This window comes from Nostoc sp. S13 (assembly GCF_029379315.1).
In the GTDB taxonomy this organism is placed as follows: Bacteria; Cyanobacteriota; Cyanobacteriia; order Cyanobacteriales; family Nostocaceae; genus Nostoc.
Genome location: NZ_JAQYWQ010000101.1, coordinates 1 through 26,446, shown reverse-complemented (window position 1 = coordinate 26,446; position 26,446 = coordinate 1). Strand labels below are relative to the sequence as shown.

General features: G+C 40.1%; 19 protein-coding genes and 1 pseudogene. 3 read left to right on the top strand and 17 right to left on the bottom strand.

The window, feature by feature from the left end; all coding sequences use genetic code 11:
• Nucleotides 1-48 precede the first annotated feature (48 nt).
• Nucleotides 49-138, top strand: a pseudogene (locus PUQ00_RS32925) (type II toxin-antitoxin system HigB family toxin); the annotation flags it as partial.
• The gene (locus PUQ00_RS24980) at nucleotides 122-535 is read left to right on the top strand and encodes a transcriptional regulator (RefSeq protein WP_300421837.1); all 414 of its coding nucleotides are present in this window, start codon (nucleotides 122-124) and stop codon (nucleotides 533-535) included. The pseudogene PUQ00_RS32925 and the gene PUQ00_RS24980, both read left to right, overlap by 17 nt.
• Nucleotides 536-724: 189 nt before the next feature.
• Here the strand turns inward: PUQ00_RS24980 and PUQ00_RS24975 are convergent, their stop codons facing one another.
• The 15 genes from PUQ00_RS24975 to PUQ00_RS24905 all read right to left on the bottom strand — a co-directional run bounded on the left by PUQ00_RS24975 (nucleotide 725) and on the right by PUQ00_RS24905 (nucleotide 21,978).
• The gene (locus PUQ00_RS24975; RefSeq protein WP_300421835.1) at nucleotides 725-1,021 is read right to left on the bottom strand and encodes a hypothetical protein; all 297 of its coding nucleotides are present in this window, start codon (nucleotides 1,019-1,021) and stop codon (nucleotides 725-727) included.
• Entirely contained in the window at nucleotides 1,008-1,313 is a 306-nt protein-coding gene (locus tag PUQ00_RS24970) for a BrnT family toxin (RefSeq protein ID WP_300421834.1), read from the bottom strand. The genes PUQ00_RS24975 and PUQ00_RS24970 overlap by 14 nt, the downstream gene beginning before the upstream one ends.
• 654 nt (nucleotides 1,314-1,967) lie before the next feature.
• The gene (locus PUQ00_RS24965; protein ID WP_300421832.1) at nucleotides 1,968-2,417 is read right to left on the bottom strand and encodes a DUF4157 domain-containing protein; all 450 of its coding nucleotides are present in this window, start codon (nucleotides 2,415-2,417) and stop codon (nucleotides 1,968-1,970) included.
• 163 nt (nucleotides 2,418-2,580) lie between these two features.
• On the bottom strand, nucleotides 2,581-2,712 hold the full coding sequence (locus tag PUQ00_RS24960) for a hypothetical protein (RefSeq protein WP_300421830.1): 132 nt from the start codon (nucleotides 2,710-2,712) through the stop codon (nucleotides 2,581-2,583).
• A gap of 72 nt (nucleotides 2,713-2,784) precedes the next feature.
• Nucleotides 2,785-3,261: a peptidoglycan recognition family protein gene (locus PUQ00_RS24955; RefSeq protein WP_300421829.1), complete on the bottom strand. Its 477-nt coding sequence runs from the start codon at nucleotides 3,259-3,261 to the stop codon at nucleotides 2,785-2,787.
• The gene (locus tag PUQ00_RS24950) at nucleotides 3,258-3,515 is read right to left on the bottom strand and encodes a hypothetical protein (RefSeq protein ID WP_300421827.1); all 258 of its coding nucleotides are present in this window, start codon (nucleotides 3,513-3,515) and stop codon (nucleotides 3,258-3,260) included. The genes PUQ00_RS24955 and PUQ00_RS24950 overlap by 4 nt, the downstream gene beginning before the upstream one ends.
• On the bottom strand, nucleotides 3,512-5,494 hold the full coding sequence (locus PUQ00_RS24945) for an ATP-binding protein (protein WP_300421826.1): 1,983 nt from the start codon (nucleotides 5,492-5,494) through the stop codon (nucleotides 3,512-3,514). Before PUQ00_RS24945 ends, PUQ00_RS24950 begins: the two co-directional genes overlap by 4 nt.
• The gene (locus tag PUQ00_RS24940) at nucleotides 5,491-6,645 is read right to left on the bottom strand and encodes a DUF4255 domain-containing protein (RefSeq protein ID WP_300421825.1); all 1,155 of its coding nucleotides are present in this window, start codon (nucleotides 6,643-6,645) and stop codon (nucleotides 5,491-5,493) included. Before PUQ00_RS24940 ends, PUQ00_RS24945 begins: the two co-directional genes overlap by 4 nt.
• Before the next feature lie 95 nt (nucleotides 6,646-6,740).
• Nucleotides 6,741-8,795 (bottom strand): hypothetical protein, encoded by a 2,055-nt coding sequence (locus tag PUQ00_RS24935; protein WP_300421823.1) that lies wholly within the window; start codon nucleotides 8,793-8,795, stop codon nucleotides 6,741-6,743.
• A gap of 94 nt (nucleotides 8,796-8,889) precedes the next feature.
• On the bottom strand, nucleotides 8,890-9,747 hold the full coding sequence (locus PUQ00_RS24930) for a hypothetical protein (protein ID WP_300421821.1): 858 nt from the start codon (nucleotides 9,745-9,747) through the stop codon (nucleotides 8,890-8,892).
• A gap of 389 nt (nucleotides 9,748-10,136) precedes the next feature.
• Nucleotides 10,137-15,929 carry an AAA family ATPase gene (locus PUQ00_RS24925; RefSeq protein WP_300421820.1) on the bottom strand — a complete coding sequence of 1,931 codons (5,793 nt, stop codon included), beginning with the start codon at nucleotides 15,927-15,929 and terminating at the stop codon, nucleotides 10,137-10,139.
• A 160-nt stretch (nucleotides 15,930-16,089) separates the two neighbouring features.
• Nucleotides 16,090-17,265: a hypothetical protein gene (locus PUQ00_RS24920; protein WP_300421818.1), complete on the bottom strand. Its 1,176-nt coding sequence runs from the start codon at nucleotides 17,263-17,265 to the stop codon at nucleotides 16,090-16,092.
• 27 nt (nucleotides 17,266-17,292) lie between these two features.
• Nucleotides 17,293-18,381 (bottom strand): amidohydrolase family protein, encoded by a 1,089-nt coding sequence (locus PUQ00_RS24915; RefSeq protein WP_300421816.1) that lies wholly within the window; start codon nucleotides 18,379-18,381, stop codon nucleotides 17,293-17,295.
• 133 nt (nucleotides 18,382-18,514) lie between these two features.
• Nucleotides 18,515-18,886 (bottom strand): hypothetical protein, encoded by a 372-nt coding sequence (locus tag PUQ00_RS24910; RefSeq protein WP_300421814.1) that lies wholly within the window; start codon nucleotides 18,884-18,886, stop codon nucleotides 18,515-18,517.
• Between the two features lie 782 nt (nucleotides 18,887-19,668).
• Nucleotides 19,669-21,978, bottom strand: coding sequence for a TOMM precursor leader peptide-binding protein (locus PUQ00_RS24905; RefSeq protein WP_300421813.1), 2,310 nt, complete (start codon nucleotides 21,976-21,978; stop codon nucleotides 19,669-19,671).
• Nucleotides 21,979-22,642: 664 nt separating this feature from the next.
• Here PUQ00_RS24905 and PUQ00_RS24900 point away from each other — a divergent pair.
• The gene (locus PUQ00_RS24900; RefSeq protein WP_300421812.1) at nucleotides 22,643-23,989 is read left to right on the top strand and encodes an AAA-like domain-containing protein; all 1,347 of its coding nucleotides are present in this window, start codon (nucleotides 22,643-22,645) and stop codon (nucleotides 23,987-23,989) included.
• Here the strand turns inward: PUQ00_RS24900 and PUQ00_RS24895 are convergent.
• The gene (locus PUQ00_RS24895) at nucleotides 23,962-24,288 is read right to left on the bottom strand and encodes a hypothetical protein (RefSeq protein WP_300421810.1); all 327 of its coding nucleotides are present in this window, start codon (nucleotides 24,286-24,288) and stop codon (nucleotides 23,962-23,964) included. The genes PUQ00_RS24900 and PUQ00_RS24895 overlap by 28 nt on opposite strands.
• Before the next feature lie 255 nt (nucleotides 24,289-24,543).
• Nucleotides 24,544-26,199: an alpha-keto acid decarboxylase family protein gene (locus PUQ00_RS24890; protein WP_300421808.1), complete on the bottom strand. Its 1,656-nt coding sequence runs from the start codon at nucleotides 26,197-26,199 to the stop codon at nucleotides 24,544-24,546.
• Nucleotides 26,200-26,446 lie beyond the last annotated feature (247 nt).

The window sequence follows — 26,446 nt, the reverse complement described above, 5'->3', positions numbered from 1 at the left end:
AAATGCACAACCTAATTTACCAACCGTACCTCACTAGACCAGAAAACGCTATATTCCAGCCAGACAGTTTTTATTAAATACGTTCTTACCCATCCTGAATACGATAAAGAAAGGTGGAAAGATGACCCCTACTTCTAGTCAAAAAACCTACACTGAGTTACTGATCCAGTATCAGCCTAAACCAATTAAAACAGAACAGGAGTATAACAGAGCCTTAACAGTAGTAGAGAGCATGATGTCTGGTGAGTTGACAGAGGCTGAAACTGCGCTTTTTGAATTGTTGGTTCTTCTGATTGAGAATTACGAGTCATGTCATTATCCTATGGGTGAATCAAAACCTGTGGCTACTTTGGAATCCCTGATGCATGAATTTGATGTGGAGCCAACTTCTTTAATTGGGGTTTTTGGCTCTGTTGACATTGTTAGGGAAGTAGTTAATGGTGAACGAAAAATTAGTCAATCTGAAGCTGAGTCTCTGGCCAAGTTTTTTAATAAGCGTTATTCTGGACTTTCCCTCACATCTATTGATTTTTAAACTTTTAAGAATATCGTTACTAGATAGGGCGATCGCTTTGAAGTCAGGTTGAACCAGTAAATAATGGCGCGATGTCTACGACGAGCTACGCCTACGCACCAAATCAAACCTCCTAGATGAGCGATCGCATTTTAAGTGAGAATGGACAGTGCGATCGCCTGATTCACAAAAACACTGTGAGCGATCGCACTAACAATTAGTTTGAGAGCGAATTTCTTGTAGAATATCTGAAATTTCTGCTTCTGATTGAATATGTTTTGCCAGAACTTGAGCAGTAGCCTCTAGCACGCAGTTAGAAAATAACTTAGCTAAATCTTGGCGTAAACCTTGCCCAATATAAAATTTAAGTAATGCATTACTTGACATATCTCGACTGTCGGCTATTTTTTTAAGCGATTCTAAGGTATCTTTGGGGATTTCCAGAGATACGGTTTCATTTGCGCGTGGGTGCAGTTGTAATATAAATTCCTCTTCAGGCTTGTTCATAAAGTTTTCTCTCTGTACGAGTAGCAGGACGAGCAGAAATAATGCGGGTTCGTAATCTACGTTCTACATAGACTACAAGTAACAGCCGTTGTTCAAGTGAATACCCAATGAGAAAAGCGCGTTGTTCGCTGCTAGAAGCATTGATAGGGTTTGCATCGCCAGTTTGGTAGAAGGGATCAAAGAAAACCTCTGCGGCTTCTTCAAAGGTAACACCATGTTTTTCGATGTTGCTTTGGGCTTTATTGCTATCCCACTCAAATTCAACATCTTGTAGGCGGTAAACAATATCCATGCGTTTATTTTATCGTCATTGGGGGGATCTCCTTATTCACAAAAACACTTCGGAGCGATCGCATTTTAGGTGAGAATGGACACTGTGTTAATATTAGACTTCTTGCATAAATCAAAAATAAGAACCCCACTCCTTAGCAAGGGGTGGGGTGTTAGGGACTTTTGCAAGAGGTATATTCATCCGAACATGATATTAGGCGATCGCATTATCTTTTTACACTGTCACTACAAGAGTTTGTCAGATGAGGCGATCGCACGCTCATCAACCTTTATATGTGGGCGATCGCTTTGAGGTCAGGTTGAATCAGTAAATAATGGCGCGATCGCCGAAGGCGGGGCTTATCAAACCTCCTACATGAGTGATCACTTGACTTTTAAGACAGTCTCTATATCAGTAGGGCTCGCACTCTTCAATTGTCGTAATTGCTAATTATGAAAGTGGAGGTGCGTTAAGCTATCACTTGGGTTTCCTACATAAGCGATCGCCCTAATTTGCCAGCGTTGTTCATCATTCATCTTGAGGTAATCAATTAGTAGCGATCGCCCCTGGTCTACCCTTCCAATAACATACTTTACAATATCAGTGATCGCACTGGGAAAATAATAGGTTATAATCGCTTCCTTTGGGTCTTGGCTGGTACGTTACGAGATCCCATTACCTTTTTACAGTCTCCCTACAAGAGTTTGTCAGATGTGGCGATCGCACTACAAGAGCAAGTGATTGCACAAATTCCTGCCCCCCTCGACTCGCTGGATTATATTCCCCCTGTCGAAAGAACACATCTTGCCCCGTCGTGAAAGCACGCGCCTGAATTGATTGATTCAACTGGTCAGATTGAGAATTCGTGTGAATCTTCACCCCACTGAAATCAGCACCAAACGCCTTTTCCATCGGTTGCCGAATATTGTTCGCCATCGGCTGTCCGCCACCCCTTGCTTGATTGATCGATGCTTCCAGGTCTGGCATAATAGCCATCCCACCATCACTAGACCTACGTTGTAATATTGGCGATCGCATCAGTCTTGCTTCGTTATCTTTTGTCTCCATCTCCTCTCGCTGAACAGTTTCATCTTCACCTAACTGCACAGATGCTGGCTGGTGCATTTATTCGCTGCACCACCTGCGTCGCTACCCGATCCGCTTCCTGTTCGTATTTATCCTCCACTGCCCCAATTGTCAGCTTCGCCATAATCTGCTGTGATTTAGTCGTGCTAATAGGCACTCGGCTAAAATCTTTGGAAAAAGCTGAATTACTTAATGGCTGTGGTTATTTATCTTCTATTGATTGCACCTCTGCGTCCGAAACAGAGCGAACGGCGGCACGCTGTAAAATCCCACTCGCCTGGGGTTTCTCACTTTTTTGCTGCTGATTAGTTTGGGCAATTCTTTTACTAGTCATGGTTTCATTCCTCAATATTCAACATGCCGTTCATTGTGCTGCTCAGTCGCTTAAGAAATGTCTCGTCAAGTGTCATGCTATTGTCTCTTTAAACTTTTCAAACGATGCTTCATCAGGCCAAATCCATTTGGGACAATCAGTACCACCAGCGATTGTATCTACTGTACGATGCGTATAAATGTGAGATTTCTGAATTTTGTATTTATCCACCAAATATCCAATCAGATTCAGCGAACACTGTTGTTGCTCTTTTGTCATACCTAAATTATTTTTGTCAGCAACGTGTTCGATTCCGATAGAACGATGATTCATAGCTCTGTCACCTGCGTGCCAAGCTGTATGATCTTCTAACACCATCTGGATGCATGTACCGTCACGAGCAACAATGTAGTGTGCAGAAACTTGCTCTTCTGGGTCTTGGAATCGGGCTATAGCAGCTTGCAATGAACTCTCGGTGTTGTGACACACAATAGAATCAATTGCCAATTCCCGGTAATCATTCTGATTTCTAGAGCTTGCAGGAATCCATTTTACGTCTGGTCTATTCATGATTGTTTTCCTAATATTTTGATAACTATTTCTTGTGCAATTTGTTGCCCCATTTGGGTGGGATTAGTTCCAGGCTTTAGTTGAATTGCACCACCAGGCACTACTCCACCTGAGAGCAAGTTGTCTGGTAAACCTTCATTAGCCAGCAATCGCTCTAATTCTGCTGCCACAGCCGCTTGCAACAACCGCGCCTGACTGGGAGAAATCGGCATTCCCTCTAAAATCAGCTTCTCTATATCAATGTTGATATTCATAACCTTACTCCCGTAGGCACTGAAACCCGAAAATCTGCCTCATTCACCGGTCGCTCCAACTTACGAAACTCAGTCCGCGCCGCCGCTACTAGCAACTGCATCGTCACAGGTGTACCCACTCTAGCAGCCAGAAACGCCGCATTCAACGCAATATTATGGATACTGCCCCCCGTCAGATTCAAACGTGCCAAACGGTTAAAATCTAAATTCTGTGTTGGTGTCTCTAGTGGAAACACCTTTTGCCACATCACCTGACGTTCAGCCACACCAGGGAAGGGAAAATTCACAATAAAGCGCAAGCGACGCATAAAGGCATGATCTAACGAACTCTTGAGATTCGTTGCCAGAATTGCCAAACCGCGATAAGCCTCCAATCGCTGCAACAGGTAATTCACCTCAATATTGGCGTAGCGGTCATGGCTATCCTTCACCTCAGAACGTTTGCCAAATAAGGCATCCGCTTCATCAAAAAACAGAATCGCCCCGCCATCTTCCGCCGCATCAAACAAACGCCGCAAGTTTTTCTCCGTTTCTCCAATATATTTGTTAACCACAGATGAAAGGTCAATCCGGTAAAGATTTAGCTGCAAATCGTTGGCTATCACCTCCGCCGCCATTGTCTTCCCTGTGCCGCTTTCTCCCGCAAACAAGGTGCTAATCCCCATGCCCCGATTCATGCGGTTGTGAAAACCCCACTCTTGATAAACTAGGCTGCGCTGTCGGATTTGGTCAGCAATTTGGTGCAGCAAGTTTGTTTCTTCTGCTGGTAGGACAATATTATCCCAAGTTGCTTTCGGGTCGAGGCGTTTAGCTAAAGTATCTAACTGCGGACGAGTACTAACAAGACACGCTGACCACAAACGATTTTGGATTTTAGAGTTGGGTGTTTCAGCTAACACTTGCTGGGCAATCTGCTCAATCTTGACTAAATTCAGGTTAAACTGACCAGCTAAGAGTTGCGGACTACTATCCGCCACTCCTCCTAATGCCTCAGTCCAAGTTACTTTTTGTTCCGTGGGTGTTGGCTTTTCAACATCTACGACAATTGTGGGCTGACCCAAGTTTTGCCTAATTTCACGAGTGCTAAGGAAAAGTAGACCACCACTGCGGGTAAGAAACCGATGCAAGGGAAATGCTTGTCCTTCTGTAGTTGGTTTACCGTCAATTTCTTGGGCATCTAAATACAGCGCAAGCGGCAATAGCAAGCTTTCCCGATGCCACAAACGGGCAGCTGTCTCTAACTCTCCCGCATGGGTGGGCAATAATTCCACTGGCAAACGATAGACATATTTATCTAGTTGGGCTGCTACTTGTTGGGCTATTAGTTGCTTGCTGAGGGAGTCTGCCCCCACTAGCTGAATAATTGGTAAACGTTGTCCTCTGTGGGTTTGGTGCAGTTGCTGAATAATTGTTTCAACAATAACCTTTTGGGATGGAGGTAATTTTACATCCCATTCTTCTGCTTCCAGTGATATTAGTAATGATACCAAGCGATCGTCTAGAGAATTTAATCCTTTGATATAATTTAATATACGTTCATCTACCCGTAACCCACTGGTGGTCAGCGATTGAACTCCTGACTGATGAATTTCAATTAATCGCCAGTAACGTAAAGGTCGTTCCCAAGAAAGAGCATCCCAAGCAGGTTGCTCGAATAGTGATAAAGCCAAGGCAAAGGTAGGGTAAGGCGGATGAGAATTATCTAAAGCTTTGGCGCAAAGACGAGCTATACCCGGATCTAATTCCATTGCGACGCATAACAGTAAAACCTGTTGTTCAAAGTCAGATAAATCTAACTTTTGGCTTAATAGAACTAGCGCTGGGAGAGGATTCATCCCTTCCGTCATTGCCATTTCTGTTACTTTCAGCTTCTCAATATCAGGTAACTGTGCAAACTCACATAAACGCCAGCGTAACCAAGCCATTGCATTTGCGAGGTATTCTTCATTGTTTGCTATCCAAGAATCGAGTTTGCTCATAAAATCACCACCTTCTGATTCTGGTCGAAAACTGGGGGTGTCACTGTGCGATCCACCAGCAAACTATCTACACCATCAATCCGCACTCGCACAAAATACTCACCTGATGTAACACCTGCAATCCGAAACTCCAGCCTGTCTGTTTGATTTGGATGGGGTTGAGCCAGCACTTCGCGATCGCCTAACAATAACGCCACTCGCTGTCTTGACCGCACTTGGGGGCTTAAAATCAGAGTGAGGGTTACTTCGCCATTAGCGTCTGCTGTTGCCTGTCGTGGTATAATATCCAAAATTTTTGGAGCTAAGGCAAAAGATAATTCATTGGTAGTGCGACTTGGTTCGCCAGTCTGCGCTACTTTGACTACCACGGTATAAAAACCCGCCGCCCAGTTTAAAGGCTGATCAGGTAATTGGACTCTAATATCTGTTGCTGTTCTCGTAGCTATTGGTGACACTTCTAAAGAAATTTCTAACCGAATATTTGTAAAAGATATAACTACATTTTCAGGATCTAAGTGAAAACCATTAAGAATCAAAATATCGCCCAATCTGGCACTAGCTTGCTGGTTAGGCAATTGCAGAGAAACCAGTGTGGGCAAGGGTGACGATAGGTTTGATTGCAGAATTGAGCCGCGATCGCTAGACTGACGTTTAATAATCGGTAGCGGAGTTTTTGCAGGCAAGCTGCTCTCAATCAGCACTGCTGACACCTCATAAGCAGCTGAAACTCGATAGGGTACTTGAAAAGTTGACCAGAGATTAAACATCTCTTCCACAGATAGCGGTTGATAAACAATTCGTAACTGTTCTTCTTGTAAGTCAAGGTCGTACTCGGTCGGATTAGTAGTAGGTAAAGCCGCCCTAATATCCGCAGAAGTAATCATCGGATGGTCATTAAAAACACTCATCGCCACACCCAACAACCGATGACTGGTAGGTTCTGGAAAGTCATCATTTTGGGCGTAAGCAGTCAGTAGGTAGTAGAGGTTCAACGGCAAAAGCTGATTTCCTGTTTCACCAGGCTTGACTTGAGAAGGAATATCCATATTCCGCCAAGTTGGGTTGATTTGAGTATCGTAGAGAAATAGATTAACTTGATCGCCACTACTAACAGTATTATCTCGTACTTTATCTAATGGTCGTGTCGTCACAGTGATTCCCCCCGAACTCTCAAATCAAACCTTTGCTGGAGCAAGTGACGCAATGTAGTTGTAACAGCCGCAATAGCTAAAGCATTGCTCATCGCTTACCTCCTTCTGGCACGTCGTTGCAAGTATTCATTCAAACTCATCGCAGATGGTGCTGGACGTGGCTTTGGTCGAGGCGGAGGTGTTGCTGGGGCTGCACTGCGAATTTCCAGCCGACCAATTGTGACTTGAATAGCAGGTGGTGTTTCATATTCCGGTGAGGATCGCTTTTGGTCTTTTTTGCTACTAGCTGCAATGACTGACAAATTTTTCACAGTCAGGTCATTGATAGGCTGAGATAGCGGTCTGAAATCAGATTCCTCTAATTGCCTAAAATACGAAGACCCCACCCCGTCTTTAAATCTATCCGCAGACATAGAGAAATTAGGGGATGCGTTCTGAGGTAATATTAAGTTTTGGTGTTGGATATTTACGGGATGATGGGCGTAATTAACGTTCATCTCTTCCCCAGCTTGCCCCAATTCATCCCACTGTTCGACAACGCCAATTTTCTGGATATCAATATGTTTGCGCTCTTTGAATCTATCCGCAGACATAGAGAAGTTAGGGGATGAGTTCTGGGGCAATATTAAGTTTTCAACTGGGCTGGTCAATATACCTTGATTACGATTAATTTTCTGGCGTTGGATATTTACGGGATGATGGGCGTAATTAACGTTCATCTCTTCCCCAGCTTGCCCCAATTCATCCCACTGTTCGACAACGCCAATTTTCTGGATATCAATATGTTTGCGCTCTTTGAATCTATCCGCAGACATAGAGAAGTTAGGGGATGAGTTCTGGGGCAATATTAAGTTTTCAACTGGGCTGGTCAATATACCTTGATTACGATTAATTTTCTGGCGTTGGATATTTACGGGATGATGGGCGTAATTAACGTTCATCTCTTCCCCAGCTTGTCCCAATTCATCCCACTGTTCGACAACGCCAATTTTCTGGATAGCAATATGTTTGCGATCGCTCGTATTATAGTTTTGTGAGCCGACTTCCTGAGCAGAAGCTTTTTCTCGACGGAAATCAGACAAGTGAGAGTCAGAAAAGTTGACTTGTGATTGTATGTCAGTTACTAGGGTTGAAAGATGTAAAGCAGGAGTTGGTATTATATCTGAATTAATAGCAGTTAGCTGAGTTATCGGTTGTGAAGCGACAGATGATGATAGATTATTTACTAATGGTGCAGTAGAACTGTTTGTCTGAAGCGAAGATAGTTTAGCAGAGGCATCTGCGAGAATTGGCTGTATTGATGAAACATTTTTGTGGACAATCCTGGGCTGATTTCCTGGCACATTAGACGTAAGTTTTTCCTGTGGTTCGGCAATTGTTTCTGTAGCAATTGTAGGTGCTAAACTCTGTTTGTGTGAATTCGCTAAGGTACTATCAATAGTAAATGCGTTAGCGGAGCTTACCGTACCCCTACTCTTAAGCAAGCTACGCGTAGCGGTAGCGTCTCGTACGCCTGCTCTTAAGCAAGCTACGCGCATCGTCTCCGACAGGAGAAGAGAAGGTATCGCTCCATGTTGTACTTGAAGTTGAATTACAGGACTTAAGGCGGAAATGCTAGTGTCCATAGTTGGCACAGGTGTTAAAGGTAGTACCCCCTCGCTTGCAGGTGCGTAGGCATTGGCGTAGCCTCTGGTAGAGTTGCCTGTTGTAGACATCGCTGTTGGTTCTTCTATAATCTGACTTGATAATATTTCTGAACTTAAAATATTCTCTGTTTTTAGCGATCGCTTTTGTGGTAATTCAGCTATAGGTTGTTCCTGTAGTTCAATTACAGTAGAAGCGGGAGTACTAGTTTCCACTGCTAGCACAGATGTTAAAGGCAAAACTTGACCAGTAGCAGGTGCGTAGGCGTTGGAGTAGCCTCTGGTAGAGTTGCCCATCGTAGACATCGCTGTTGATTCTGATTGAAGTTGAGGAGGAAATGCCTCAGAACTTTTAACCTGTGGTAACTGAGAATGGGTAAAGGGTGGATTAATTTCTGTAGGTTGCTTATGTAAGTTTTCAGTTGCAGATTTTCCCTGTTGTAGAACGCTAGGAATTGATAGAATAGTGCTGGTTTCTGCTTGTATTTGCGGGAGAGATTGTTTCAAATATAATACCTTTGGTAAGAGATGAAGAGAAACTGCTCGATTATTTTCAATTGATTGGTTATTTAATGATTGAGTTGTAAGTTATTTTAACTTTTTACCAACTAAGTTTGAAACAGGAGTATTGTTTTCCTTTGCGATCGCAGTCCTTAAAATTGTGGAAAAGTATATTAAACAGATCGGCTTTATTTAAAGCATAAAGTCCCTGTTTATTTGCTTCCTTATTTAACCCTGTGAAGTCGTTCACATCTAGATCGTCACCATCCGCACCGCTGTTTTCTTCCGCTTTGGTGTTTGTATCGTTATCATCCCACAATTTTTTATCCAATGTTGGTTGAGCATGAGCACCTGGTCTGTCTGTTGGCAAAGATTCATCTCTAAATCGAACAAAATACGACTCATTCGACAAAACTTTATCTACTCGTCTGGGATGATTTGGTAGCACTGATACGTTGCGAAATACTTCTAGTTGACCTGTATTTTTATCCAGAACTGTAATGTTGAATAGTTTTTGTGACTCTGCGTCACGTTTTACATTAATATCTACGTATTCAATCCGCACTTTTAAAGCATTTCCCCACCTGCCTTCATTTGCTGCTTCTAAATTAAGACCATTAACATTTAGTTGTGCCTTCTTAGCAGTGGCTTCAGTTTGTGCTGGAGCTTGACCTTCTGGTTGTTTAGACTTAGAGTGAATGAGTCGGACAATAATTGCTTGGCTACCACCGTTGAGGTAAAAGTCTCGTAGAGCATAGCCGAGGGTACTATTCAGCCACAACCCTCCAAAAATGCGTTCAAAGTCGCCATAACTGTTGATAGTAATCGGCTCGTCTACAGTGCCTCGTAAGGTGCGACCAATAAAGGCAGTAATAGAGGTAGATACGCCTGTAATCGTGCGTACTCCACTAGGAATTTCTTCTACGTAAACGCCTGGATAAGTTGGTTGTATGGGCATTGTTCATTCTCTGGTTAAGTATTTAGAACTTACAAATTGACAAGATAGTCAACTTTTAAATAAAAAATTAAGAATAGTTTGTAAGTTTTAATGTCAGTAACAAGACCTTTGAGCAAGTGAGCCAAATTTGCTTACCCTCTTTTATCGTATTGATTATTATTCTTCTTTCAATAAGAATTTGGCTTGAGGCTTCAAACGATTGCCTCTAAGACGAATAGCGATCGCACTCAATCAACTACTTTTGATATTAGTTTTTTTATTGGTCTCTGAAACTCATAAAACTCATCTTAGAACTCATAGAAAAACTCATGAAAAATAATATCACTAAGTAGGAAGTACTTCACAAGGGCCGAGAAACGCTATAAACATACATAAAAAGTTTTCCTAAATCAAACAAAGATCAATTCATAAATACGGTTCTGGACTCTCAAAGTTCCTTGTTGCTTGACTACTAGCCCCGACAAAAGCAATTCTCTTTCTTCTGAACTATCAACTGAAACAATCTCTCCTTGATGCAAAATGTGTCGATAGAGTTCTAGTAGCCGAACGGATTCTTTGCTTTTAAAGAGGCGATCGCGGATGGTTCTTAAATGCTCTGGTTCATCCTGTGATTCCCAATTTTCTATCACCGACCTTCGCACCAAATTTTCAATCCATTCTGCTTCTCTGTTGGTAGGAATAAGAGATGAAGAATTGCGGATGAGTTTACATAGCTTTTGGGTCAAAAAAGGCTGACCACTAGTCCAGGCTAACACTTCTTTTAAGACTGTTTGAGGATTGCTGACTTTCTCGGTCAATCCCTGAAGTAAAGGTTGCGCTTCATGCTCTTTAAAGCCTTCCAATTGAATAGTCTGACCGATGTTAAAGGGCGTTCTTTGGTAGTCAGTAATTAAGTCGCCAGGGGTAATAACTCCGAAAAGAGCAAAGGTTAATCGTTGATACTCTGGATTAATGCTGCGTTGATTATAGCAGGAGCGAATTAGAGCAAAAAAGTCATTAACTGGGAAATTCAAGCCTAAGAGGTTATCAATTTCATCAATAAAAATTATCAGGTTTTTAGGGCTAGAGTCATCTTTTTGAGCAACTTCAACTAGCAAAACTTCTTCAATAAATTGACTCAATCTCTGAACTGGAGAAATATCTCCTTGCTCTTGCCACCAAGTTTTTAGATTAACCTTTCTTAGTAAACCAAAACTTCGCCATAGCTCTACTGTCAAGCCTTTGTACCATTGGTCAGGCGTGACGTTTTCGCTACCAATGCGGGTCAGATCGATTGCCCCGCAGCTAAATCCCTCATGCTGGAGATGGTGTATCATGCGTACCATCAGGCTTGATTTGCCCATTTGCCGAGGATTGAGAATGTAAGCAAATTCCCCGCGCTTCAACGCCTTGTAGAGATAACGGTCTGCTGAACGCACAACATAAGTGGGAGCATCCATCGGCAAACTTCCTCCCACTTGATAGTCAAAGGTAGAGGGTTGTTCGGCACTCTTGAGTAACTCGTTTTCAAAGAGCAGTTCGGCTTGAGTGGCTTTGAGAATTTCTAGAGTTTGTGAGAGTTCTTGAGTGCGCTCTTCTACTCTCAGCTCTAGATTTCGGTTAGAATCTTCTAACTGTCCGTAGAGACGGGCATTTTCAATGGAAATAGCAGCTTGAGCAGAAAGAATTCTTAAAACTTCAATGCGATCGCTGGTAAATGCATCTGTGGTTAAATTGTTTTCTAGATATAAAATACCGCTTAGTTTGCCTTGATTTAACAAAGGAGTACAGAGAATCGATTTTGGTTGAGTGGCGACGATATAGGGATCGCGGATAAACTGTTCTTCTTCGGTAGCGTTATTAAGAACTACATTTTCCTGAGTACGGCCAACATAGTTAATGATCGCAACTGGTAGGATAGGTGTCTGGCGATCGCCATCTACAGAGTCAATGGGAAGCGATCGCACTAAAGTAACGTCATCAGAATCTACTGTACTTTCAGCTGCGATCGCCCATTTACGATCTTTTTCCAATATCAGAAAGCCTTTTTGAGCGCCGCCATTTTCAATTACAGCTTTCATTAACTTAGCCAGCAGTTGGTCTAGTTTAATTTCGCTAGCTAATACTTGAGAGGCTTTGGTAACTGTCATCAGATCGAGTACTTGGGGATTTGTACCGCCAGTAGATTCAGTTGTATTAATGCTTTGGTTTTCTTTTCGGTTGTTTATATCCATTAGAAACTGTGGATACTCCAATTCTAAGGCTTTAACTTTGGCTTTTGCACCCCAGCAACTATAACAATGATAAGCATTTCTCAGATATAGTCGTCCTATTTCTTCTCTACCCAGAGAGAGATAAAATTCTGCTGCGCGTTCGTAAGCTATGGCTTCTTCGTGAATAAATTCTGATTTTTTAGCACCTTGAATTGCTTTTTCATAAAGTTCTTGAGCTTGCCAATTTTCTCCCAATACTCGCGCTTTTTCAGCTTCTACTAAATCGTATTTATTTTGAAAGTTTGCATGGCAATGACTAGCCCATATTTTCATATCATCCTGATTCTTTTCTACTTTTTCTAAAATTGTTTTTTGTTGCTCTGAGTTGCAATTATGATAGTAAGCAAGAAAGCAAAGAGAAGAATAAAAATTGTGTTGTGGTGTAGTTAGATATGCCGCTGTAGCATTCTTATGTTTTTCTGCTTTAATGGAGTTTTCAAAAGCACTATAATAATTTTTTAAAAGATAAAAATAAACTGCTTTAGAAAAGTATATAAATAATAGTAACCACTCATTATTTTGATTTATCCATTCTTTTAAGTATTCGTTTTCTTTTTTTTGGAAGGTATTAATTGAAATTTTATTATTTATTTTTGACAACAATATTGTCAAATTATAAAATATTTGTATATTATAAAAACAAAACTTTTGCTTCAATTTTTCAATTAAACTACTATATTTTTTGTAACAGAGATTAACTTCTTCTAAATTTTCTCCATTCAAAAACTTTATTAAGCAATAGTTGATAGCTGCATAAGAAGCATATTCATACTCTCCTATATCTATTCCTTTTTGAAAACAATTCAGTAATGTTTGTTGCGCCTCTTTATTCTTAAGATATTCTTTCCAGTGCCATATTTGACCATAATACATTTGTACAACAAGAGTTTCTAATTTAGGAATATTAATTTTTTGTAGTAACCTGAGAGACAATTTACCAAATTCATATCCATCATTAATATACTGTTTATTTGTACATAAAAGCATTCCATAAGTATTGTATATACTAGCAGCTTGAGGACAATTACCATATTCAATACATAAATTAATTTGGGTTAATATTATCTCGATAAATAATGAAAATTTTGTTGTGTGTACAGCTCCCATAATTTGCTGTAATATTTGTATACTTGCTAGTTTGTAATGGTCGGTTATTATCGGTAGATTTGCTAAATATTCAATTTTTTTACCTTTAAAGAATGATTTTATATATTTTTGTTGTTGTTCAATTCTTTCATCTATATTGATAGCTTTATCTGAGATGTATATTCCTAGTTTTGACAAAATATCAAGAGCAGTATCTATTGCTTTTTCAGGCTGAAATATAGTGTTATAGTAATATATTTTTATCTGATAAATTTTAACTGCTTCGAGAATATTGTTAGTCTTTTTTAATAAAGTGTCAGACATATTTTCAATGCCAGCAAACTGGGTATTTAAACAAAGTAATTCTAAAGTCTCTAAATGTATTTCCCTAGTTAAATTATACTGTTTTTCCCAGCTATTGGTTCCTAACAAACTTAAGCTAGTTTCTAAATATTGAAGAGCTGATTGATATGCTGTTGAGGCTTTTGCTTTTTTACCAGCTTGAAGATTTAATTTGGCTAAACTATCTCTTTCTGAACCCTTGGTTATTAATTTACTTCCTTCGTTAAGTTGATTTACAATCTCAAAAATATTTGACTCGAAATCATCTTCTTGAGTATTCTCTAGCAGGAGACGACCGACTTGCAGATGAACTAATTTTTTCTCATCTTCTAGAATCAAAGTATAGGCAGCTTGCTGAACTCTGTCGTGCAAAAATTTGTAGGGGATGTATTTAGGAATTTTGGGAATAAAAGGAGCAGATATTTCTGAAGTATCTCTTGATATTTCTTCCTGATTCCAAAGCAGAGGTATTTTATAATCATTACTCAGAGGTAAAATCAAACCTGCCTCTAGTGCTGGCTGAAGTTCTTTAACTGTAGCTATTTGGGATTTATTGTTGACAACGGAGAGAACTTCTAAATTAAATTGGTTGCCAATACAAGCTGCTAATTGCAAAATCTTCTGAGTGTTTTCATCCAGTTTGGTAATCTTGCGGATAGTTAAGTTAACGACATTATCAGTGATTCCTACTTTTTCGATTTCTTCAATATTCCAGTGCCAATGATTTTTATTAGGGTTAAATGACAAAAGATTGTCTTTATATAGAGATTGGAGTAATTGAGTTAAGAAAAAAGGATTTCCTTGAGTTTTATTGGTTATTAACTCTGCTAAAGGTTTTGACTTTTCTGTAGAGCAGTTTAAAGTATCGGCAACTAATTGATTGATATATTCGATTCCCAACGGTTGCAGCAAGATATTATTGACTGTAGCACCTTCTTTTTTAATTTGCTCTAAGATTTGTATTAAAGGATGAGTTGCATCAACTTCATTATCTCGATAGGCTCCAATTATCAATAGATATTGGCTATCAGCATCGGTTATTAATAGCTCAATTAACTTCAGTGATGCTAAATCTGCCCACTGTAAGTCGTCTAGGAAGATAACTAAAGGGTGTTCTTTTTGAGCGAAAACAGTAATAAATCTTTGAAAAAACAAGTTAAATCGATTTTTAGCCTCAGTTGCTCCTAATTGCTCAACTGGTGGCTGTTTACCAATAACCTGCTCCAATTCAGGAATTACATCAATGACGATTTGACCATTAGATCCCAAGCTTTCTAAAAGTTGCTGTTTCCAAGTTTGTAGTGCTGCTTCAGATTCGGTAAGTAACTGTTGTAATAAGTTTTGAAAGGCTAAAGCAATCGCCGCGTAGGGAATATCTCGCTGCAACTGGTCGAATTTTCCGCTAATAAAGTAGTCTCGCTGACGTAATATTGGTTTATGAACTTCATTAACCAAAGCAGATTTGCCAATTCCTGAATAACCAGAAACCAGCATTATCTCACTGCTGCCTTGACTAACTCGCTCAAAAGTAGTTAATATTTGAGTAATTTCTTTCTCCCTACCATAAAGTTTTTCGGGAATAACAAAGCGATCGCAAATATCCTGAGTAGCTAAACAAAACTCGTCAATTTGTCCTAAACTCTGTAAGTGATCGCGACAAGTTTCCAAGTCGGCTTTGATCCCCGAAGCACTTTGGTATCGTTCTTCTGGGGTTTTTGCCAACAATTTCATCACAATGTCTGAAATGGCTTTAGGTATTGGTTGAGACGTTGAATTTAACGTTTCTACAAGTTCATGTGGGGGAAGAGGTTGTTGAGCAATATGACAATGAACTAATTCTATAGAGTCAGTGGTTGTAAAAGGCAGTTTATTGGTGAGCAATTCGTAGAAAGTGATACCCAGCGAATAAAAATCGCTGCGGTAATCTATCCCTCGGTTCATTCTTCCGGTTTGCTCTGGAGCAATATAAGCTAAAGTTCCTTCTAAGCGATCAAGATTGCCAATTGTCTGATTTTCCCGTGGTAAACAGGTGGAAATACCGAAATCAATAATTTTGAGTTGTTTGGTTTCTGAGTTATAGACGATATTAGAGGGATTAATATCTTTGTGGATAATATTAGCAGCGTGAATAGCAGCCAAACTCTCAGTAGTTTTGATGGCAATAGAGAGAAATTCTTTGAGAGTAAATTGGCGTTGATTGCCCATTAACAATTTTAAAGATTCACCGCCAAAGTCTTCTAAAAACATGACTAGACTATTTTCATATCGCTGCAAATTGTATGCTTTAAGAACTCCATCGGTATTTAAGGAACGGGTGATTTCATATTCCTGCTTGTATCGAGTTAGTTCTGAGGGAGTTGGGTAGTTTTCCTTGAGAATCTTTAAAACAACGGGTTGATTATCAGGCTTGACAATGGCTCGATAGACTAATGAATTAGCACTTTCATAGATTTTTTTAATAATTTGATAATCTGTTTTAATATTGTCTGACTGATGATTCATATAAAGCTTGATAAAAACCTGGAATCCTTTTTTTCTACAGGCTTTACATAATTTTATCAAAACTTACGCAACTGGCACAAATTAGTATCGGCACGGAGTAAGACCGTGCCTTTGAGGTCAAGGATTGTAAAAAAAATCGATGAATACTACACCGATTTTTCTAACTTGTAGTTAGCGGTATATAGGGATAAGGAGACCTAAAATAGTCTATGTTTACTGTATAATCTTCGCCTAGCTTTTCATAAAAAGGAAGTTCTCCACCATCATCTTCTGCCTCTGCCCATGTTTTAACATCCTTCGGATCTAGCTGGTCTAAAGAAGGTATGGGAGGATAAGGCATGATAACTTGATATACGATCCAAGGTGATTGTTGGTTCGTGGAAAGCTCTTTGAATTCACCATTAAATCTACTCCAATCTGCCTCGAAACTATACTTAGAGATTATTTCACTTGTACTAATAATGGGTTGGCAAATTTGGTGATATTCACCTTTTCTTTTATAGTATGCCTGTCCAGAGAACAATAGTGACAAAGTAATTCCTTGCCAAGATTTACTGTTAGGTAAAATCAGAAATCTTGCTCCTGTTGTTTTTACTTCATTAATTATGTCAGTAGAGTTTGATACTTTAAAATCTATGTCAGGACTTACAGGCTGATCTGGGTTACTTATGTCATCTCGACGTTTTAGTGGAATGTAAATTTCCGGATTTTCAATATTGTCAGGAGAAGCTCCCCCAGCAAAAAGAAAAATTTCTCTAGCGATGAGACCATCCAAAATATTAGATTCAATGTCATCCCACTTACCGTCAGTAAACAATTTCCACAAATCAGGGTTTTCCTCCGGTTTTTCTACTTTTTCTTTTGCTTTCAAATAAACCCACCAAGTTTTAGCAATCAACTGAGATAGTTTGCGACTTTGTAATATATCGCGAGTTGTTACATAGAAATTATTTACCTCAGTGGTTTCTATTTCTTCAGATTCAGTCCCAGTTAATGCCTTGATAAAACCCTTTGACAAAATAACTCCTGGTGAGGGCAAATATGAAGATAGTTTGTACTCATCAACATCATCATCATCATCAGCGTGTTTAGGATAAAGTTTCAGCTTTTCTTTTGTCTCATTATCAAGTTTAAACTCATCAAAACTATCTTTGATCTCAGATTTCTGACTTCCTTGACCTCTTTTTCTCGCTAGTATTGTTGTAGCTATTTTTTTACCTACTCTCTTTTCTTTTTCAGTAGGTGGATGTACTTCTAATATCTGGTAATAAGTATCCTGTTTATACCAACGTCTTGACACAAGTTGACCTTCACCACCAGGTTGGTTTGTTGCCACTAATTTTTCTCCTATATAATCCGTAATTCAAGACAAATTGTAAAAGCGGCGAGGATTATCCCAAAGAATCTTTTGCACAGTTTCTTTCGATAATTTTTCCTCAAGCTTTACCATTTCTGCAACGATGTTCGGCTTATGATCCATATGGGGATAGTCCGAACCAAAGATTAAATTGTCCGTGCCAATATATTCAATCACCTGAAGCAGTAATGGTTCTGAAGGCTCTATGGCAATAAAGCACTGGCGACGAAAATACTCTGATGGCTTGATTTTGACATTATCATGAATTGTATCCTCCCAAGCTAAATTTTCATACTCTTCATCTAGTCGCCACAGCCAATATGGAAGCCAACCACAACCGGACTCCAGAAAAGCTACTTTCAGTTTAGGATGACGTTCTAATACCCCTCCTTCAATCAAGGCTAATAAAGCCATCATCTGTTCCATTGGATGAGAGCAAGCGTGGGTAGCAAAACGAGTATTAAACCTTTCTATTCCAGTAGTTGGCAAACGACTGTGAGTCCCTTCATGAATACCTACTGCTATTCCTAACCGCTCGCATTCTGTCCAAAAAGGCTCGTAAGCGGAGTCGCTCAATAGTCTTCCTTTTACAGGGTTAGGGCGTAAAAACACCGCTTTCCAGCCAAAATCGACAATTCTATCCAATTCATCCACCATCGACTCTGGTGCGTGCAGATTAATTGCTCCAACCCCCTTCAATCTATCTGGGTCGTAGCTGCAAAAGTCTTGTAACCAATTGTTGTAAGCACGGGTAAAAGCGCCAGCAACTTCCGGTTGCATAGTATCTATCGCCCAAAGCCACAATCCATAAGTTGGATAAAGGAATGTCACATCGATCCCCATCAGCACCATCTCTTGAACGTGAGACTCGACATTGTAGCTTTGGAAATAAGCATTGGGATGAGCTTCCATCATCTGCTTATTTCCTACAGCACGAACTTGTTTAGAGACTTTTTTTACAATGTCTTCTCCTTGAATTTTCATTTCTGCTGAAGGGGCAAACTGTTTAAATTCTGGTTCGAGATACTCAGCCCACATATTGAGAGGTTCAATTACGTGGGAATCAGCATCAATAATCGAATATCCGTTTAACATTATCTGTAATTAATCTGTCTGGGAATTGGAAGTCGGTGTATGACACTATAAGTCTGATTACTACGCTGAAATCTTTTCGTACCTTTACACATCTTACAGTTATTACGTGCCAGTTGCGTAAGCCCTATTTTTATCAAACAATCGGTGAAATAGCCTTGATAGTACCACTAACAATTTGTAAAGCATTTTCTATCTCTGATAAAAAATTATTAAAATCATCAATCTTCCCAGCAGACTTGTTCAGACTATTTGTAGCTTGTTCAATTTGTGAAATCCGACTTTCAAGATTATTATTGAGAAGCTTTTTATGAAATTCTTTATCAATAATAATACCATTTATCTCACTTTGTTTTATTTCCAATTTACCCCATTTATCTTTTGCTGTTTGCCATTCTGATTCCGAAATTTTCCCAGATTTTAAAGCATCATCAGCCTTTACTGTAGCAACATCAATTGCTTTATTTATAGCCTCATAAATCTTTTCTAAATTTTGCTTATTAGCCATAATTAACCTTTCCTTAATTTACAAACGGTTAGCATAAATATCAACCGATATTTGTTTGTTTGCAATTGCTAGGCTTTGGGATAAATCAGCAAATAACTTAGCTGCTTCTAATCGTAATTATTTTTGCAACTATCAAGAATAAAGTAAACAGGAATTAAAGCCAGTATTACTTTTGGTCGCATAATTTTTCAATAAATCTTAAAGATTAGGCGTTTCCCTCTTGTTAGTATTGTTATTTATACTCTGATAAACAACAATCCATAAAAGTCATGTAAAAACTCATGTAAAAACTCATATAGCAATCCGATTTGATTTATGAGAATTCAAAGTGCCAGAAAGCCGGTTTCTTTAAGAAACCATATTTCTCTATTCTCACGAATGATTTAGGACTGCTATAGCGGTTCCCATTCAGATGCGGTACAACATTATATCACGAGGTGTAGGGGCTGTTGTGTGCCCATTGCAACTTAAGCTCAAACTCCTTTAAAACCTCGTTTCCAGCCTCTGGCTGGAAATGCAGCTCCTGGTGGCTCTACCTCAATGAGGGGCATTCCCAGTCGGAGACTCTTAACAAGATAACGAGATAATCTGCTAAAAGCTGGTTCTAGGCTGGTTTTCACGTTAAGTTGACACGCATGGGCAGAGAACAGCCCCTACGGGTGTACCTCACGTAAACGAGAACCGCTATATATAAAGTAGAATGCACCGCACCCCCAAGCTTGGCGTGGCTGAAACTTAGATATATCAAGTCAAGAAACTAATATTCTTCGTAGAAGAGAACGTCACATCCACATGGGAAAAGAATTGAGTCGCTCTTCTGTCAGTGGTTCTTGCAACCAACCCATTTTCACTGGAACTTCATAAAGCCGTCCAGGCGCTAACCTTTTCCACATATGGCGCATTCCAGGAACGATTACCTTGGCAACTCTCAGTCCAATATCGGGACGAGTTTGATCTAAAACCAGCATTTCTAAACCATTGTTCTCAACGATTTGTTGACAGAGCTTGACATCTTCGAGTAAATCGTCACTTGCCATTTCGCGATAATCGCCACTGAGTTTAGCAGCAATTCTCTGGCTTGGAACTAAATAAGGTTGATCGCTTAAAGTTGCGGTTTTCCACCAATCTACCGCCAAGCGATCGGCTGATGGAGGATATTGAGTACTTCCATCAGCTTTTGTAAATAAAACGTTAGGTAAAATTTGGTTAACTTCAGTCAAGGCTCGACTAATAGCAATCTTGGCATCGAAATGAGCGCCATAACCCAAAACAATATCTTCTACAAAGCCTTCGCTTCTTCGAGTAACAGCAGCAAAAACTGGAATATTCAGATCGCTGGTAATATCTAAAACCCAAATTTCTCGATTAATAGTTTGATAATATTCCTTCAGGCTTTGAAAATAAGGCTCATTGAAACTATCTAAATCTACTTGCGGCTTTTGCAGGGAGTTATACCACCATAAGGCGACAGCATCTCGCTCTACTAACTCCATAAACCCTTGCAGAATTGCTTCTTCAAGAGTATTACCCGCCGCACATCCATTAGAATCAGCCCAACAGTCGGGTTTATAGTCAGGTTGATAGCCATAATAACAGTAAGCCGTTGGCAGATACTTAAATTCCTGATGGGTTAAAGACCAAACAGGAGTCCAGTCAATTTCTCTTTCTTGATCAAAAGGTTCGGGAACTTTTTGAAACCAGCCCTGACACTCAACATTCCATTGCTCTCTATTCTGATATTGCTGTTGGCTAAAGTTCATACAAACATTGGGATGGATCGCTTTGTCCCCCATTTGTTGGTAACTGCCTTTTTCTCTAATTTCATTCCCTTGAAACACCCCAGAATATCGCTCGATCGCTTCGCAGAAACCGCTAGCCATAGCTTGAGAGTCAGTCCTACCTTTCCCTGCACTTCTACCCCCCAAATTTTGGCGCAAACTAGCTGAATCATCGAAAATACTGAGAAAATGATGTTTGGCAATATAATTATGAGTTAATTCATTCCCAGGAATTTTATTTAGTTCTCGCACAACACCAGTAACGGGACTAATATGATGTTGATATTTCCTGAGAGTTTGTTGTGGCGAACAAGTACGGTGTCCTCCATCGGCGGTAAAGGTTTTCTGGCGGTGTTCTAAAACAACAGGTAGGGGGTTGTTGGTTAACCCATTTACCATCTCTCCACAGCTAGAACATTGAGGACGCTTAACCAAGCGATGATTTTGGGTTTGCAGTGCGATCGCGTCGTAAGCAATCAAATTGCTTTCTAATTGTTTATTTTCCCCTTGAATAATCCACTTAAACACCTCTGTGGCTGCCATTCCTAAAGCAGTTTGTACTGTAGATGGCAAAAATCCCAAAGGAGTAGCTAAATGGGAAGAAATGTGCTTCTGTCTCTGAATAAACCCTTCAATCGGTCTATTATCTCGCAAACGCTGGGCTAAACAGTTCCAACAACCTGTTTTCTGAGGATCAAATAAAGGGCCAATCCAGACTATTGTTCCTAATGGCTTAACCAGTATCCAGGGAGATTGGGATTTCAAGGCTTGTTGATTGAACTTATCTAGCTCAAGATTGAGATAATCATCGGTTAAAACTACTGTCAAATCACCTTCGTCTGCTACTTGAATTCGGAGAGACTCAAGCACAGCAATCAAGTCCTTAGCAGAGACTGAACCTAATGCTTTTACTGCGACTTTAGTCGATTGTAATCTTTGATAGGCTACTGTAGGAGCAATATTAAGATGATGGCAGAAGATGTCTAAGTGCGATGTGAGAGAGGAGTTATCTTCTTCAACAAGATAGCCCTTTTGTTGCATTTGTAATAAAGCATATTGGGCTTTAATACTCACATTGAGAACTTCTTGAAAGAAGGTGGTAGCTGACTGTAAAGATTTTGGGTCTTGCAATAGCGACTGTTGAATGGTATCAATAATTTCGTCAATATTGCGATTGCCATCGATGAAAGCTGCTAAACTACAAGAAAGGCGATCGCTTAACCAGATTTTTTCTCTCTCGGACAACAAAAATACATTGTCTGTTTCTACAGTTTCAACAGAGTAGCAAGGATTAAATTGGGGTTTAGGTTGCATTGATCGTTATTAGTTATTTACTAATTACAGTGAGATTATAGCGTAATACGGTTCAGTAAAAGTGAGCAAATAGCATATTTTAGTACGAGCTTTCGTATTGCTTCTCCTATTTATCGAACAGAATAAAGGTGCCAGTCGTCAGAATTCAGGAAAGGTATTCTGTACGACTGGTGGATGAATAATCGGCGTTTTTGCACCCCCACCAAATTTTCTTGTTTTGTGGTCAACTTTCGTAGTCGTGGGTCTGAATCCCCGACTGATTGATTCTGACGAATGTATTCTGACTTCTAAATTCTTCTTCAACAATTAGTTTTGCTTATCAAATAATTTTTCCGAAAAATGTAATTAATTTTGATTAACTACTTACATTTATTTATCACTTTCATGATAAATAAAATAGAATCCTTGTAGTATAAGACTTTTCTAAAAATATTGATTTAAATTATTTCTTTAAAAAATAAACTATCAAGCCCTGGCTATATCTAAAGTTAGAGAATTGAACTTAATTTTTCTTTTAGCAGAGTTATCAAAGCTGTCCACGAATGCTAATTTGCTTGTGATAGTAGAGCGTTAAAAAACTTCTTCCTTTAACTTCCTGTGCGCTAACAGCATAGCAGGCATCTGCCTTTTGTTTTATTCTTAGTAATATTTGCCTATAATCTCTATGAACCTTGATTGTCTCTTTGAGATTGTTGACCGCCTACTAATTGAGAGCCACAATCGCCCCCTTAATTCCACAGAAAACCTGATTCTGCGTGGCATTTGGCAGTATAGAACTTATAACCAAATGGCGATAGAGGCAGGTTATAGTGCTGGCTACTTTACCAATGTCGTTGCCCCAGGGTTGTTAGGGCGACTCTCCGAGGTCATTGGTCAGCGCGTGACCAAGAAAAACTGTCGGCTGCTGCTGGAGTCTTATGTCATCACCAAAGCAGCCCCAAAGACAAAACCTTTGAGACAAGACCCGATGCAATTTCTCCCCACAGTTAACCAGGATACGTCACCTTGCTACCCCAGTGGCTCAATTCCTCTCGACTCTCCCTTTTACCTCAAACGTTCTTTCCTTGAGGAGCAAGTTTATCAAGAAATTGAGAAACCAGGAGCGCTAATCAGGATTAAAGCTCCCAGAGAAATGGGCAAAACTTCACTGCTACTGAGGATTCTTGACTATGCGAACCGCCAGGACTACTGCACTATCAGCTTGAATCTAGAACAAGTCGATGGGGCAATTCTGAGCGACTTGAACCAACTTTTGCGCTGGTTGTGTGCCAATATTGCTCGCCAACTTCAGCGTCAACCGATGTTAGACGAGTATTGGGATGAGGATCTGGGAAGTAAAATTAGCTGCACCCTCTACTTCCAAGAATATCTACTACAGTCAATTAATACTCCCTTGATCTTGGCGTTGGATGAGGTGAACCATATTTTCGAGTATCCCCAAGTAGCAAAGGATTTTCTACCTCTGTTGCGTTCTTGGTACGAAGAAGCTAGAAGAATGCCCATCTGGCAAAAGCTTCGCCTGCTCGTGGTTCACTCAACAGATATTTATGTTCCTCTCGAACTTAATCAGTCTCCTTTCAATGTAGGATTACCGATTCAGTTAGACAGCTTCAGCCAAGAAGAGGTGCAGCAGTTAGCCCAACGCTATGGACTTGATTGGACAGATGGGGAAGGAGCCAGACAATTAATGGCAATGGTCGGGGGACATCCGGCACTAGTAGATTTAGCTCTCTATCATCTGGGTCGAAAAGAGATAACTCTGTCGCAACTGCTAGAAACTGCTCCCACTAGCAGAATTTATTCTCATCACTTGCAGCGTCACTGGGCAACCTTGCAAAAACAGCCTGAGTTAGCACAAGCTTTTGATACTGTTCTGAATGCCAATGAAGCTGTTTCCTTAGATCCCATCCTAACTCACAAGTTAAGCAGTATGGGGCTGATTAAACTTTCTGGAGATCAAACGATTGCAAGTTGTGAATTGTATCAACGATTTTTTACGAAAAAGAAGTAGCAACTTGCACCTGGAAATATAGATGTCAAAACCATAACTAATTGAGTTGATAAATAAGTCCAATCAAATTTGCCAGCTATACCAGCAGGCACAAGAATTAAGCAGCAATAACATATCGTGATTTTAGGCTTAAGCTTCACTGGCTTTGGCGCTCGTTTTACTTTGAGAATCACAATATCATTTTTAGCGATCGCACTTCCCAAGCCGCCATAGTAAATCTGGAGACGATAAGCCCTACGGGTATAGCTGTGCTTACCGCGCAACCAAGATAAATTCAGAAGCGCGATCGCCTGATTCAAACTTTATCTCTATTGTTGCGCCATTCCTAGTAAAGCTGTCTGACAATGGAGGTTATATTGCCATTTACTGGCGCAACGTTAGTCAGGGCGTTTACAGCGTTGGAGAAAGTATTTATGTCATTGGACAAATTCGGTTACAAGGAAAATACATTAGTAGAATTTTCCCTTTTTTTTCATGTTTGAACTTTTTATCACTATTTATTGCAATTGCTTTGCTTTCATCAACAGAGGGGCATTTTATTACTGGTAAATGCCTTAATTTTGCAACATTTTCAAAATAACTTCTGGGCTGTCCATTTTGTCCATCATGACCTCAATGAAAGCAAGTTGGTCGCGATTTTGCTCGGCTTTTTGCAATGCCGACTCTAGCTCAGACTCGGTGCTTACTTTAATGCCCCAGCCATTACTAGCAAAAATTTCATGGAGCTTGTGATAATTCCACCGTTGAATGTCATTATATGGCATAGTTGCACCGTGTATATCACGCTCTATGGTATATCCATCGTTGTTAATCAGAAAAATAATTGGCTTCAAGTCATAGCGTAATATTGTTGAGAGTTCTTGTGCTGTCATTTGAAAAGAACCGTCACCCACTAGTAGAATAGCTCGTCGTTGTGGCGCTGCGACGCAACAGCCAAGTAATGAGCCAACTGAATAGCCAATGGAACCCCAAAGAACTTGCCCAACGAAGGTACTTCTGTTTGGCAAAGGAATTACTGAGGCTCCAAACAAACAAGTTCCAGTTTCGCTAACGATAATGTCATCTTCTTTAAGGAAATGAGCTAGCCTATACCAAAAACGCCGTTGTGTAATAACTGCATCTGTGTTGGGTTGCCAGAGAGTCGTGAAGCCAGCATCCAAATTCTCGATTGCAGACTTGAAGTCTAGCGTTTGAGCATCACGGCGCTGTAAGCGTTTGCTTAAAGCAGATAATATATCCCGCATCGCTACATTATTGTACAGCGCACGTTTAATCTTTAGATACTGCCCATGCACTTCAATAGTTCGACCTGGATCGAGTTTGGCAGAAAACTTTCCGGTGTTGAAATCAGTCATCAAAGCACCAATACTCAAGACACAATCTGCCTCTTCAATACGTTTTCTGACATAATCCTCACTGGCAGCACCATTATATATGCCGATGAATTGTGGGTGCGTTTCCTCCAGCAGTCCTTTTCCCATGTTCATGGTGGCATAAGGGTATCCGGTAGCTGCTAGCAACTCTCGCAATTCCCCATGCAGGCGATAGCGATCTACACCAACATCAGCAAGAATCACTGGTTTTTGGGCTTTCTCCAGTATAGTTACACTCTCATCAACTGCCTCAGCTAAAGTAGCGATCGCGCTTTGGAAGACAGGGAGTATCAATGAATCAGATGGTATAGCCACTTCATGTTTAGCAACATCCATAGGTATGGAAATGTAAACAGGTAATTTATGCAGAAGACAGATACCTAAAACCCTGTCAATTTCTGCTGTTGCATTCTCTGTTGTCAAATATGCTTGATCTACCGTTACCTTTTCATACATTCGGGCAAACATAGAGAAATCACCAGTACCAAGCGTATGATGGACAAGCGAACCAGATGCTTGAATTTTGGTAGCAGGAGATCCAGTAATCGTGATCACAGGAACGTGTTCGGCGTAAGCGCCAGCAACACCATTAATAGCACTGAGTTCACCAACACCAAACGTAGTTACTAACGCTGCAACACCATTGATCCGACCATAGCCATCGGCAGCGTAGGATGCATTAAGTTCGTTACAGGTTGAAATCAACTCAATTCCATCCTGGTTAACAATAAAGTCGAGAAACTCCATATTGTAGTCTCCAGCAACACCGAAGATATGCTTGACACCGATCTGCACCAGACGAAGCACTAGGTAATCGCCAACAGTAAAATCTGTCATTGTTTTAGCCTTTATTTATTTTTTTAGTATCTGAAATATTCTTATAGTAGGCACAAAAATATTGGTGCTTAAATTTAGAATCAAGAAGTTGCAATTGCAAGAAACCAATTAATAAAAATTTCCGACTACCACTAACTTGATTTGCATATCTACCTATCATTTTATACAGACCCACCAAAGCCCTGCACAAACTATAGGACTCCTATTTGATTTCTGAACAAGACTAAGAGAGAATACGGAGAGGTTT